Source organism: Cupriavidus sp. DL-D2, from assembly GCF_039710735.1.
GTDB lineage: Bacteria > Pseudomonadota > Gammaproteobacteria > Burkholderiales > Burkholderiaceae > Cupriavidus.
On the sequence record NZ_JBDKXK010000004.1, the window covers coordinates 228,586 to 240,996 of the forward strand.

11 protein-coding genes are annotated in these 12,411 nt (G+C 63.7%); 9 read left to right on the forward strand and 2 right to left on the reverse strand.

What is annotated here, in order from left to right:
* Positions 1–7: 7 nt before the first annotated feature.
* Positions 8–493: a dihydroneopterin triphosphate diphosphatase gene (gene nudB, locus ABDB81_RS03950; RefSeq protein ID WP_346809862.1), complete on the forward strand. Its 486-nt coding sequence runs from the start codon at positions 8–10 to the stop codon at positions 491–493.
* Positions 490–1,245 carry an endonuclease/exonuclease/phosphatase family protein gene (locus ABDB81_RS03955; protein WP_137924110.1) on the forward strand — a complete coding sequence of 252 codons (756 nt, stop codon included), beginning with the start codon at positions 490–492 and terminating at the stop codon, positions 1,243–1,245. The genes nudB and ABDB81_RS03955 overlap by 4 nt, the downstream gene beginning before the upstream one ends.
* 29 nt (positions 1,246–1,274) lie before the next feature.
* Here ABDB81_RS03955 and mobB read toward each other — a convergent pair whose 3' ends face one another.
* On the reverse strand, positions 1,275–1,787 hold the full coding sequence (mobB, locus tag ABDB81_RS03960) for a molybdopterin-guanine dinucleotide biosynthesis protein B (RefSeq protein ID WP_160471430.1): 513 nt from the start codon (positions 1,785–1,787) through the stop codon (positions 1,275–1,277).
* Positions 1,788–2,036: 249 nt separating this feature from the next.
* Here mobB and clsB point away from each other — a divergent pair, with 249 nt between their 5' ends.
* From clsB to ABDB81_RS03995, 7 genes are all read left to right on the forward strand, one after another.
* Complete coding sequence (gene clsB, locus ABDB81_RS03965; RefSeq protein WP_249359192.1) at positions 2,037–3,251, forward strand: cardiolipin synthase ClsB; 1,215 nt, start codon at positions 2,037–2,039, stop codon at positions 3,249–3,251.
* 366 nt (positions 3,252–3,617) lie between these two features.
* Positions 3,618–4,208: a TetR/AcrR family transcriptional regulator gene (locus tag ABDB81_RS03970; RefSeq protein ID WP_130391262.1), complete on the forward strand. Its 591-nt coding sequence runs from the start codon at positions 3,618–3,620 to the stop codon at positions 4,206–4,208.
* Between the two features lie 89 nt (positions 4,209–4,297).
* Positions 4,298–6,085, forward strand: coding sequence for an acyl-CoA dehydrogenase C-terminal domain-containing protein (locus ABDB81_RS03975; protein WP_160471433.1), 1,788 nt, complete (start codon positions 4,298–4,300; stop codon positions 6,083–6,085).
* 213 nt (positions 6,086–6,298) lie between these two features.
* On the forward strand, positions 6,299–8,725 hold the full coding sequence (locus ABDB81_RS03980; RefSeq protein WP_346809864.1) for a 3-hydroxyacyl-CoA dehydrogenase/enoyl-CoA hydratase family protein: 2,427 nt from the start codon (positions 6,299–6,301) through the stop codon (positions 8,723–8,725).
* 20 nt (positions 8,726–8,745) lie between these two features.
* Positions 8,746–9,945 (forward strand): acetyl-CoA C-acyltransferase, encoded by a 1,200-nt coding sequence (locus tag ABDB81_RS03985; RefSeq protein WP_137924147.1) that lies wholly within the window; start codon positions 8,746–8,748, stop codon positions 9,943–9,945.
* A 124-nt stretch (positions 9,946–10,069) separates the two neighbouring features.
* Positions 10,070–11,026, forward strand: a complete 957-nt coding sequence (locus tag ABDB81_RS03990; RefSeq protein WP_160471437.1) for a DegV family protein — start codon at positions 10,070–10,072, stop codon at positions 11,024–11,026.
* Between the two features lie 35 nt (positions 11,027–11,061).
* A complete protein-coding gene (locus ABDB81_RS03995) occupies positions 11,062–11,838 on the forward strand; it encodes an enoyl-CoA hydratase (RefSeq protein ID WP_160471439.1) in 777 nt (258 codons plus the stop codon).
* 73 nt (positions 11,839–11,911) lie between these two features.
* Here the strand turns inward: ABDB81_RS03995 and ABDB81_RS04000 are convergent, their stop codons facing one another.
* On the reverse strand, positions 11,912–12,316 hold the full coding sequence (locus ABDB81_RS04000; RefSeq protein ID WP_137924148.1) for an acyl-CoA thioesterase: 405 nt from the start codon (positions 12,314–12,316) through the stop codon (positions 11,912–11,914).
* Between the last annotated feature and the right edge of the window lie 95 nt (positions 12,317–12,411).

The window sequence follows — 12,411 nt, forward strand, 5'->3', positions numbered from 1 at the left end:
CCGCCCCATGCGCTACAAGATTCCCGAATCGGTACTGGTCGTCATTCATACGCCAGACCTGCAAGTCCTGTTGATCGAGCGTGCCGACCGGCCTGGTTTCTGGCAATCGGTCACGGGCAGCCTTGATGCCGACGACGAGCCGCTGGCTGTCACGGCCGCTCGCGAGGTGGCCGAGGAAACCGGCATCGTGGCCGCGAGCTTCGAACTGACCGACTGGCACCACACGATCGACTACGAAATCTATCCGCAGTGGCGCCATCGCTACGCCCCCGGCATTGTGCGCAATACCGAGCACTGGTTTGGCTTGTGCGTGCCGGCACCGGTGCCAGTAACACTGGCGCCGCGCGAACATACCCGGTATGAGTGGCTGCCCTGGCAAACCGCTGCCGAGCGCTGTTTTTCGAGCAGCAATGCAGAGGCGGTGCGGCAACTGGCGTGGCGCACGCAGGCCGGCAGGCTTGACCGCACGCTGGAAGGCGGGGTGGCGCGATGAAGCTGCGCGTCGTCACCTACAACATCCACAAGGGCGTGAAGGGCTTCTCCGGCAAGCCGCGCATCCAGAGCGTGCGCACTGGGCTGCAGGCCATGGACGCCGACATCGTCTTCCTGCAGGAAGTGCAGGACCGCAATGACCGGTTGATTGCAGCCGAACTATTCGATCCCGACCACACCCAGCTCAACTACCTTGCCACGGATGCCTACCCGCACTCGGTCTATGGACGCAACGCAGTGTATGAGCACGGCCATCATGGCAATGCGATCCTGTCGCGCCATCCGATCCTGATGTCGGAGAACCTCGATATCTCGGACCATCGCTTCGAGCAGCGCGGGCTACTGCATGCGGTGGCGGATATCAACGGGGTGGAGGCGCACCTGATCTGCGTCCATTTCGGACTGTTCGCGCGTAGCCGCGTAAGGCAGGCCAGTGCATTGGTCGAGCGCGTGCGTGCCGTGGTGCCGGACACCGCGCCGCTGGTGATCGCGGGCGACTTCAACGACTGGAATCACCGGCTCGACGCCAAGATCTGCAATACGCTCAATGCCGTGGAGTCCGCGCACGCCAAGAACGGACGCATCCACACGTTCCCGAGCCATATGCCGTGGTGGCAACTCGACCGCATCTACGTGCGCGGGTTTGCGATCGAGCGAACGCAGGCGCTGACCGGCCGCGAATGGGCGGAGCGCTCGGACCATGTGCCGTTGATGGCGGAACTGGCCCATCGCATGGCGATACCCGAGGCGTAGCGCCCCGTCAGTGCGAGCCTGGTGCGAGCTTAGTGCGACGCCAGGTAGTCGCGAATCCAGTGATAGATCGCGTCCACGTCGCTCAGGTCGATCACGGGTAGCGTGGTCTGTGTTTCGACCTCGGCTTGCACATCGGTGGCAACGGCCACCACGCCGGGCACTTCGGTCCACAGGGGCGCCTTGCCGTTGGCGGGCCGATAGATTTCGAGCTTGGGGAAATCGCTCCACTTGTAGCCTTCGACCACGACGAGATCGGTGTCTGGCGGGAGCACGGCCAGCGCCTCGCCAATCTCTGGCGAGGGTTTGTCTTCGGGGTAGTGCCGCATCAACGTCAGGTGCCGCGCGCCTACCAGTACCACGTTCTCGCAACCGCCCTGGCGCATGCGCCACGAATCCTTGCCCGGCGTGTCGGGATCGAAACCATGGTGCGTATGCTTGATGCCCGCCACGCGCAGGCCATCGGCCACGAAACGGGGAATCAGCTGGTCCAGCAGCGTGGTCTTGCCGCTGCCCGATGAACCCGTGATACCGAATACCTTCACAATGCGTTCTCTTTTGGGCGTCAGAATGCACTGACAATAGCAGAGTTGGCCCGGGCCATGTGCAGGAGCCGCCCGTTGGTCGATAATCGAGCCATGTCACGGATCTACGATCGCGCCGAATCCGATTCGCCGAAGACGCCCCCGTCCGAAATTCCGGACGCGCCAGGGCCGCATGCCCCATCGCCGGCAGGCATTCCCACATCCGTTCACGAGATCGGCGCCGCTGGCGCCCGGGCCAAGGCCCGGCTCATGCACTGGATGCGGCGGCGCGGCAGCCCCGTACCGGGCAACCGGGTGGACCTGCTCTGCAACGGGACAGACTTCTTCCCCGCACTGATCGAGGCCATCGAAGCCGCGCAGGTCCACGTCGTGATCGAAACCTATATCTATGCCGATGACGACATCGGTGCCCGGGTGACCGACGCGCTGGTTGCGGCGGCGCAGCGAGGCGTGGATACGCGGTTGATCGTCGATGGCTTCGGCGCCGGAGACATGCCCGTCGCGCTCGTTCAGCGCTTGCGCGACGGCGGCGTGAAGCTGGAAGTGTACGGACCGCTGCGCGGTTTCAAACTGGCGCGGCGGCATCTGCGCCGGCTGCATCGCAAGCTGGCCATCATCGACGGCAAGATGGCCTTCGTCGGCGGCATCAACATCATCGACGATCACAACCACGGCCCGATCCATCTCCCGGACCTGGGGCCACGCTTCGACTTTGCAGTGCGCGTGCGCGGCCCGCTGGTGTCGCAGATCGCACTGGCGGCGGCGCGGCTCTGGTTCCGCATCGCACAGCGCAGGGGGCTGCGCGAGACCGCTAGCGCGTTTTCCGAGGTCGAGACACTGGCCCGCGCGGCTCGGCACGCGCGCGGCGATATCCAGCCGGATGGGGTGGCGGCATCGCTGCTGATGCGCGACAACCTGCGCAACCGACGCACCATCGAGCGCGAATACCTCTATGCGCTGGGTGCCGCACGCCATGACGTGATTCTGGCCAACGCGTATTTCCTGCCCGGCCACAAGATGCGCCGTGCGCTCCTGGCCTGCCGCAAGCGCGGTGTGCGCGTGCGGCTGCTGTTGCAGGGCATGGTCGAGTACAAGCTGCAGCACTACGCCACACACGCGCTCTACGCCACGCTGCTGGAAGCCGGTGTGGAAATCTACGAGTACGAAGAGAGTTTCCTGCACGCCAAGGTGGCCGTGGTGGACGATATCTGGGCGACGGTCGGATCCAGCAACATGGACCCCTTCAGCCTGCTGCTGGCGCGCGAGGCCAACGTGGCCGTTTATGACGCGGGGTTTGCGAACGAACTGCGCGAGCGGCTGGAGCGGGCCATGGCGCAACGCAGTGCGCGTGTGGTGCCCGAGGTACACGCCAGGCTGCCGCGTGTGCGGCGATTTGCCAATTGGGCGGCCTACTACGTGTTGCGTCTGGGCGTCGTGATTGCCGGGGTCACGGGGCGTTATTGAAGGCATCGCGGTAACATGCTGCCCTGCCGCACACCGCGAAGAAAACGTCGGCGTGCCGGCCCTGAATCCACGGGGTTTTCAGCAATTGCTGCATTGCGCCGCAAATTAAGCGCGCGATGCCGGGCGTTTAGAAACCCCGATCTAATTAAAAGCTTGATGCCAGTCGGCCCCGCCAGAATAATCTGAACGACCGTTCTTTTTTGGCTTAGACTTCGTGCAATTACGATGGCTCGACGCTGTCGTGATGCCTGCCTCAGGCAGAGTTGGGCTGAAAAAGGCAGCACCCAGGTGGGTGTTGTCGAGAACGGAGAGATAACCATGCGACACCAGTCAGTTCGTCTTGAATCCGCCGCCGCGCCCGCGCCCTTGCGCAAGGGCGAGATGACGCGCGTGGCGATTCTCGATGCCGCACTGGAACTGTCGTCCCGCGACGGGCTGGAAGGGCTGACCATCGGCCTGCTCGCGGAACGCATGCAGATGAGCAAGAGCGGCGTGTTCGCGCATTTTGGTTCGCGCGAAGACCTGCAGGTGGAAGTGGTGCGCGAGTATCACCGCCGGTTCGAGCAGGAGGTGTTCTATCCCTCGCTGCTGGAGCCGCGTGGTTTGCCTCGCCTGTGGTCGATGGTGCGTCGCTGGATGGAAAAGCGCATCCAGGAAGTGACCACGGGTTGCATCTACATCAGCGGGGCGGTCGAGTACGACGATCGCGCGGAAAGCCCGGTACGTGACGAGCTCGTCAAGAGCGTCACGATCTGGCGGGCCGCGCTGATGCGTGCGATCGACCAGGCAAGGGAAGAGGGGCACCTGCGCGCGGATTGCGATCCGCGACTGATGCTGTTCGAGATGTACAGCCTTGAACTAGGCTTGCATCACGACGCTCGTTTCCTGCGCCTGCCGGACAGTGCCGAGCTTGCCATGGTCGCGCTCAATAAACTGATTCAGTCCTACCGAACCTGAGCCGCCCCCGGGCAACGGTCGCAACCGCCTCTTCAAGGGGCGTGCGGCATGCGCGTGTGGCGGCATTGAAAACCTCCAAGGAGTCTTTGATGGGCCAGTACACCGCACCGTTGCGCGACATGCAGTTCGTGCTCCACGAAATGCTCGGCGCCGAAGCCGAACTCAAGGCGATGCCGCAACACGCGGACATCGACGCGGACACCATCAACCAGGTCATCGAGGAAGCCGGCAAGTTCTGCGCCGACGTGGTGTTCCCGCTGAACCAGCCGGGCGACCGCGAAGGTTGCACGTACGTGGGCGATGGCGTGGTGCGCGCGCCCAAGGGCTTCAAGGAAGCCTACCAGCAGTACGTGGAAGCCGGCTGGCCCGCACTGGCCTGCGATCCGGAATACGGCGGCCAGGGCCTGCCCATCATCATCAACAACGCGCTGTACGAGATGCTGAACTCGGCAGGCCAGGCGTGGACGATGTACCCGGGTCTCTCGCACGGCGCGTATGAAGCGCTGCATGCGCACGGCACGCCGGAACTCAAGCAGACCTACCTGACCAAGCTGGTATCCGGTGTGTGGACGGGCACGATGTGCCTGACCGAACCGCATTGCGGCACGGACCTCGGCATGTTGCGCTCGAAGGCCGAGCCGCAGGCCGATGGCTCGTACGCCATCTCGGGCACCAAGATCTTCATCTCGGCAGGCGAACACGACCTGGCCGAGAACATCATCCACCTGGTGCTGGCCCGTCTGCCGGACGCGCCGCAAGGCACCAAGGGCATCTCGCTGTTCGTCGTGCCGAAGTTCATCCCCGATGCCAGCGGCAATCCGGGCGAGCGCAACGGTATCAAGTGCGGCTCGATCGAACACAAGATGGGCATCCACGGCAACGCCACCTGCGTGATGAACCTGGACGGCGCACGTGGCTGGCTGGTGGGCGAGGCCAACAAGGGCCTGAACGCGATGTTCGTGATGATGAACGCCGCTCGTCTGGGCGTGGGTGCGCAGGGTCTGGGCCTGACCGAAGTGGCCTACCAGAACTCGCTGGCCTACGCGAAGGACCGCCTGCAGATGCGCGCGCTGACCGGCCCGAAGGCGCCGGACAAGGCCGCTGACCCGATCATCGTCCACCCGGACGTGCGTCGCATGCTGCTGACGCAGAAGGCGTATGCCGAAGGTGGCCGCGCGTTCAGCTACTGGACCGCGCTGCAGATCGACCGCGAACTGTCGCACCCCGATGCCGCCGTGCGCAAGGAAGCCGGCGACCTCGTGGCGCTGCTGACCCCGGTCATCAAGGCATTCCTGACCGACAACGCATTCACGTCGACCAACGAAGGCATGCAGATTTTCGGCGGCCACGGCTACATCTCCGAATGGGGCATGGAGCAATACGTGCGCGATGCCCGCATCAACATGATCTACGAGGGCACCAACACGATCCAGGCACTGGATCTGCTGGGCCGCAAGATCCTGGGCGACATGGGCGCCAAGATGAAGATCTTCGGCAAGATCGTGCAGCAGTTCGTGGAAGAGGAAGGCACGAATGAAGCCATGCAGGAGTTTGTGAACCCGCTGGCCGACATCGGCGACAAGGTGCAGAAGCTGACCATGGAAATCGGCATGAAGGCCATGGGCAACCCTGACGAAGTGGGCGCCGCAGCCGTGCCGTACCTGCGCGTGGTGGGTCACCTGGTCTTTGCCTACTTCTGGGCCCGCATGGCCAAGATCGCGCTGGAGAAGCAAGACAGCGGCGACAAGTTCTACGTGACCAAGCTGGCCACGGCACGCTTCTACTTTGCCAAGCTGCTGCCCGAAACCGCCGGCGAAATCCGCAAGGCCCGCGCCGGTTCGGCCACGCTGATGGCGCTGGACGCGGATTTGTTCTGATTGATCTGGTTTGACTGACGGTTTGCTCCCCTCTCCCGTGAAACGGGAGAGGGGCCGGGGGTGAGGGCATGGCGGATCGAATTGCGATCGTCGCGTCTTGAGAGGCCGGCCCTCACCCCCAACCCCTCTCCCGCCATGCGGGAGAGGGGAGCCGATCCGAAGCAGAAGGTAAATCTCTCTCCTCAAAACGCTCACGATACCCAAGGAGCGCGCATGTCCAATTTCATCGTCAAAAAGGTTGCCGTACTCGGCGCCGGCGTCATGGGTGCACAGATTGCGGCCCACCTCGTCAACGCCCGCGTGCCCGTGGTGCTGTTCGACCTGCCCGCGAAGGAAGGCCCGAAGAGTGGCATTGCCCTTCGCGCCATCGAGAATCTCAAGAAGCTGTCGCCGGCACCGCTCGGCATCAAGGACGAAGCGGGCCTGATCCGCGCGGCCAACTACGAAGACGACGTCGAACTGCTCAAGGAATGCGATGTGGTGATCGAAGCGATCGCCGAGCGCATGGACTGGAAGCACGACCTCTACAAGAAGGTAGCGCCGCATCTGGCACCGCACGCGATCTTCGCGACCAATACGTCGGGTTTGTCGATCACGTCGCTGTCCGATGGCTTCGATGCGGAACTGAAGTCGCGCTTCTGCGGTGTGCACTTCTTCAACCCGCCGCGCTACATGCATCTGGTGGAACTGATCCCGACTGCGACGACGCAGCCCGCGATCCTGGACCGCCTGGAATCGTTCCTGACCACCACGCTCGGCAAGGGTGTGGTGCGTGCCAAGGACACGCCCAACTTCATCGCCAACCGCGTGGGGATCTTCTCGATCCTGGCCGTGTTTGCCGAAGCCGAAAAGTTCGGCATTCCGTTCGATATCGTCGATGACCTGACCGGCACCAAGCTGGGCCGTGCCAAGTCCGCCACGTTCCGCACCGCCGACGTGGTGGGCCTGGACACGATGGCGCACGTCATCAAGACGATGCAGGATGGCCTGGGCGGCGATCCGTTTGCCTCCGTGTACAAGACGCCGGCCGTGCTGAAGGGGCTGGTCGATGCGGGCGCGCTGGGCCAGAAGACTGGCGCGGGTTTCTACAAGAAGGAAGGCAAGGCCATCAAGGTGCTCGACGCCAAGACCGGCCAGTATGTGGAATCGGGCAAGAAGGCCGACGAGATCGTCGTGCGCATGCTCAAGAAGGAACCGGCCGAGCGCATCAAGCTGCTTCGCGAATCCACCAATCCGCAGGCGCAGTTCCTGTGGAGCGTGTTCCGCGATGTGTTCCAGTACATCGCCGTCTACCTCGAACAGATCGCCGGTTCGGCCGCCGATGTGGACCTGGCGATTCGCTGGGGCTTCGGCTGGAACTCGGGTCCGTTCGAAGACTGGCAGGCTGCCGGCTGGAAGCAGGTGGCGCAGTGGGTCAAGGAAGATATCGAAGCCGGCAAGGCACTCGCTAACGTGCCGCTGCCCGCATGGGTATTCGATGGTGCCGTCGCCGACAACGGCGGTGTGCACGGTGCGCAAGGTTCGTGGTCGCCGGCGACGAGCAGCTTCGTCAAGCGCGCCGCGCTGCCCGTGTACGAGCGCCAGGTGTTCCGTGCCGCGCTCAAGGGCACGGACGCCGCTGATCCGCGCAAGTCGGGCAAGACGATCGAAGAGAACGACGGTGCGCGTATCTGGACCAGCGATGGTGCCGACGATGTGCTGATCATCTCGTTCAAGAGCAAGATGAACACGATTGGCCCGGATGTGCTCGACTCGCTCGTGCGCGCCGTGGAACTGGCCGAAGCCGAATACAAGGGTCTGGTCGTGTGGCAGCCCACGTCGCTGCAGCTCGGCGCACCCGGTGGTCCGTTCTCGGCCGGTGCCAATCTGGAATCGGCCATGCCGCAATTCATGATGGGCGGTGCCAAGGGCATCGAACCGTTCGTGAAGAAATTCCAGGACACGCTGATGCGCGTGAAGTACGCGGCAGTGCCGGTGATTCCGGCGGTGTCGGGCATCGCGCTCGGCGGCGGCTGCGAACTGATGCTGCATTCGGCCAAGCGCGTGGTGGCGCTGGAAAGCTATGTCGGCCTGGTGGAAGTGGGCGTGGGTCTGGTGCCGGCCGGTGGTGGCCTCAAGGAAGCCGCGATTGCCGCGGCCAAGGCTGCGCAGGCAGCTGGCAGCACGAACTACCTGAACTTCCTGACCAACCGCTTCCAGGCGGCGGCGATGGCCAAGGTCTCGACCTCGGCGCTGGACGCGCAGAAGATCGGCTACGTGCAGCCCACGGACACCATCGTCTACAACGTGCACGAACTGCTGTACGTGGCACAGAGCGAAGTGCGCGCAATGGCTAACGCCGGTTACCGCGCGCCGCTGCCGGGCCAGTTGATTCCGGTGGCGGGCCGTTCGGGCATTGCCACGATCAAGGCATCGCTGGTGAACATGCGCGATGGCAACTTCATCTCGGCGCACGATTTCACGATCGCCTCGCGCATCGCGGAAGTGGTGTGCGGCGGTGATGTGGAGGCGGGCTCGCTGGTGAGCGAAGAGTGGCTGCTGGCGCTGGAACGCAAGGCCTTCATCGACCTGCTGGGCACGGGCAAGACGCAGGAGCGCGTCATGGGCATGCTGCAGACCGGCAAGCCAGTGCGCAACTAATCCGCCAACGAGGAACCGACATCATGAAACAACTGCAAGACGCGTATATCGTTGCGGCTACCCGTTCGCCGATTGGCAAGGCCCCCAAGGGCGCCTTCCGCAACACCCGTCCCGACGACCTGCTCGCCACCATCCTGAAGGCTGCCGTGGCACAGGTGCCGAACCTGGACCCGGCGCTGATCGAAGACGCCATTGTTGGCTGCGCGATTCCTGAAGCGCAGCAGGGCCTGAACGTGGCGCGTATCGGCGCGCTGCTGGCTGGCCTGCCGAATACGGTGGGCGGCATCACCGTGAACCGTTTCTGCGCCTCGGGCCTGTCGGCTGTGGCAATGGCGGCTGACCGCATCCGCGTGGGCGAGTCCGATGTGATGATCGCCGCAGGCGTGGAATCGATGAGCATGGTGCCGATGATGGGCAACTCGCCGTCGATGTCGCCGTCGATCTTCGAGCGCGACGAGAACGTGGGCATTGCCTACGGCATGGGCCTGACCGCCGAGAAGGTTGCCACGCAGTGGAAGGTGAGCCGCGAAGATCAGGACGCGTTCTCGCTGGCGTCGCACCAGAAAGCCATCGCCGCGCAACAGGCTGGCGAGTTCAACGACGAGATCACGCCGATCGAAGTCGTCGAGAAATTCCCGGATCTGGCTTCGGGCCAGGTGGGTGTGAAGACACGCACGGTATCGCTCGACGAAGGTCCGCGTCCCGACACGTCGGTGGAAGGACTGGGCAAGCTGCGTGCGGTGTTCGCCAACAAGGGCAGCGTCACGGCTGGCAACAGCTCGCAGACATCGGATGGTGCTGGCGCGCTGATCCTGGTTTCCGAGAAGATCCTCAAGCAGTTCAACCTCGTGCCGCTGGCCCGTTTCGTATCGTTCGCGGTGCGTGGTGTGCCGCCGGAGATCATGGGGATTGGTCCGAAGGCTGCGATTCCTGCGGCACTGAAGGCCGGTGGTCTGACGCAGGACCAGATCGAGTGGATCGAACTGAACGAGGCATTCGCTGCGCAGTCGCTGGCAGTGATGCGTGACCTGGAACTCGATCCGTCGCGCGTGAACCGTATGGGCGGTGCGATTGCGTTGGGCCATCCGCTGGGTGCCACCGGTGCAATCCGTTCGGCCACCGTAGTGCACGCGCTGCGTCGCCACAACCTCAAGTACGGCATGGTGACCATGTGCGTCGGTACGGGCATGGGCGCAGCCGGAATCTTCGAGCGCGTTTAAACGCGCCAGTGGGGCGAATCTCAAGGCAGTGATGAGATTCGCCCCTACCTTCGATCAGATGAAGAAATGTATGGACACGAAGATGCCAACACGTTGACGCACTGACCCGGAGGAACATAACAATATGCAGGAGACAGCCATTCTGGCCGACGCGGCATGCGACATGCCGCGCGCGATGATGGACGCGCTTGGCGTCCGCACCATTCCCTTTCGCATCCGCGCGGGGGATCAGTTCATCGCCGATACACGCGATGAAGTTGCACTGCCCGATCTGTATCGGCAGTATCTGGTCGGCAAGCAGGACCACTATGCCGAATCCATTCCGCTGCTCGAACGCGAGCTTGAAGACCATTTGCTGCGCAATGTGGTGGCCGGTTGCGATCGCGCGATCCTGCTGACGATTGCGAGCAGCCGCAGCAAGTTTTACGCAAACGCCAATGGCGCCGTGGTGGGTACTGTGGCGCGCAGTTTCAAGCTGCGCAAGGACGCGGGCCGCAGCGGGCTGTTCGACCTGACCGTGATCGATACCGGCGCCATCGGGCCGGGACAGGCGTTGATCGTGCGCGAGGCCGCGCGCATGCTGGCCGAGGGCGCGAGTGCCGCCGCCGTGGTGGATGCGGTGGAGAATCGATTGCGCGATGCCGCGCACATGTTCCTGATCCCGAACGAACTGCTGTACATGTACACGCGCGCCAAGCTGAAGGGCGAGAACAGCATCACGTGGGGCCGCTACATGCTCGGCAGCGCGTTCAATATCCGGCCCGTGATCCATATGCATCGCGGCGAGACCGATGCCATTGCCAAGGTGCGCGGCTCCGAGGATGGCATTCGCCGCCTGCTGGGCCATGTGGAAGCCTGCATCCGCGCCGGTGCCTTGCTGACGCCGGCGGTAGGTGCCGCGTATGCGGGCGATATCGACGAGGTGGAGTCGTGGCCCGCGTGGCAATCGCTGGCCAATGCTGCCGCACGACATGGCGTGGAGCTGATGCTCGCGCCGATGAGTCTGACCGTTGCGCTCAATGTGGGCGCCGGCGCGTTCGGACTCAGTTATCTTTCCGACATGCCGCCACCGTTTGTGTGAGCGGCCAAACCTGATACCGACGAGACGAGGAAGACATGAGCATTGCCACCCGCATCGAACAGGGCGTCCTGACCATTGGTTTCGACCGCATCGACAAGAAGAACGCGATCACGGCCGCGATGTACCAGACCATGGCCGACGCGCTGCGCGCCGCCGAGACCGACAACGCCGTGCGCGTGATCGTGATCGAAGGCAAGCCGGAGATCTTCACGGCCGGCAACGACCTCGAAGACTTCATGAAACGCCCGCCGACCCACGGCGAAGGCGGCGCACCCGCACCGGTGTTCCAGTTCCTGCACGCCATCAGCCACGCCACCAAGCCGGTGGTGGCATCGGTCAGCGGCGCGGCAGTGGGCATCGGCACCACGCTGCTGCTGCATTGCGATCTGGTCTATGCATCGGAGACGGCCAAGCTGTCGCTGCCGTTCGCGCAACTGGGCCTGTGCCCCGAGGCGGCATCGAGCCTGCTGCTGCCGCGCCTGATGGGTTACCAGCGCGCCGCCGAAAAGCTGCTGCTGGGCGAGGCATTCAGCGCGCAGGAAGCGCATGCCATCGGACTCGTCACGAAGGTGCTGCCGGTTGCGGAGTTGTCGGATTATGTGCGCCAGCAAGCGGGCAAGCTCGCCGCGCTGCCTGCATCGTCGCTGCGTGAGACCAAGCGGCTGATGAAGGGCGACGATGTACCGGCTGTCGAGAAGAAAATGAACGAGGAAGGCGAGGTGTTCCGCCGCATGCTGCTGGCACCGGAAGCCAAGGAAGCGTTCACGGCATTCTTCGAGAAGAGGAAGCCGGATTTTTCGAAGTTTGATTGAGGCGGTTTGAAACTACCGCTCGGCGTTCGCCCCTCTCCCGCCTTGCGGGAGAGGGGAACAAATCAATCCCACCTCAAGCCGTAGGCAACACCCGCGGCATCCGGCTCTCATCCGTTGCCACATACGTCAGCGTGGCTTCCGTCACCTTGACGATCTCATGGCTGTGGCGCATGCGTTGCGCGTAGACGGCCACTTCCACCGTGATCGACGTGCGGCCGGTCTTGACCACGTCGGCGTAGAAGCTGACCAGATCGCCCACGAACACGGGGTGCTTGAACAGGAACGAGTTGACGGCCACCGTGGCCACGCGGCCCTGGGCACGTTCGACGGCGGGAATCGAGCCGGCGATATCGACCTGCGCCATGATCCAGCCGCCGAACACGTCGCCGTGCACATTGGCATCGGCGGGCATGGGGACGACGCGCAGGGCGGGGTTCTTGCCGGCGGGCAATTCGGAGATGGGGGCGGATGTGGACATGTCGGCGATGGCGGAAAGCGGGAAGTACGGCGAATTCATGAGGCAGTGACGATGAACTGCCGGACCTGACGATCTCTGCGACAATCGCGGCATTG

What these genes read in the sequence shown, in the direction of transcription:
- ABDB81_RS03995 (WP_160471439.1), top strand. Translation starts at nt 11,062, where the DNA reads ATGAGCATTGCCACCCGCATCGAACAGGGCGTCCTGACCATTGGTTTC.
- ABDB81_RS03990 (WP_160471437.1), top strand. Translation starts at nt 10,070, where the DNA reads ATGCAGGAGACAGCCATTCTGGCCGACGCGGCATGCGACATGCCGCGC.
- ABDB81_RS04000 (WP_137924148.1), bottom strand. Translation starts at nt 12,316, where the DNA reads ATGTCCACATCCGCCCCCATCTCCGAATTGCCCGCCGGCAAGAACCCC.
- ABDB81_RS03980 (WP_346809864.1), top strand. Translation starts at nt 6,299, where the DNA reads ATGTCCAATTTCATCGTCAAAAAGGTTGCCGTACTCGGCGCCGGCGTC.
- clsB (WP_249359192.1), top strand. Translation starts at nt 2,037, where the DNA reads ATGCACTGGATGCGGCGGCGCGGCAGCCCCGTACCGGGCAACCGGGTG.
- ABDB81_RS03975 (WP_160471433.1), top strand. Translation starts at nt 4,298, where the DNA reads ATGGGCCAGTACACCGCACCGTTGCGCGACATGCAGTTCGTGCTCCAC.
- nudB (WP_346809862.1), top strand. Translation starts at nt 8, where the DNA reads ATGCGCTACAAGATTCCCGAATCGGTACTGGTCGTCATTCATACGCCA.
- ABDB81_RS03955 (WP_137924110.1), top strand. Translation starts at nt 490, where the DNA reads ATGAAGCTGCGCGTCGTCACCTACAACATCCACAAGGGCGTGAAGGGC.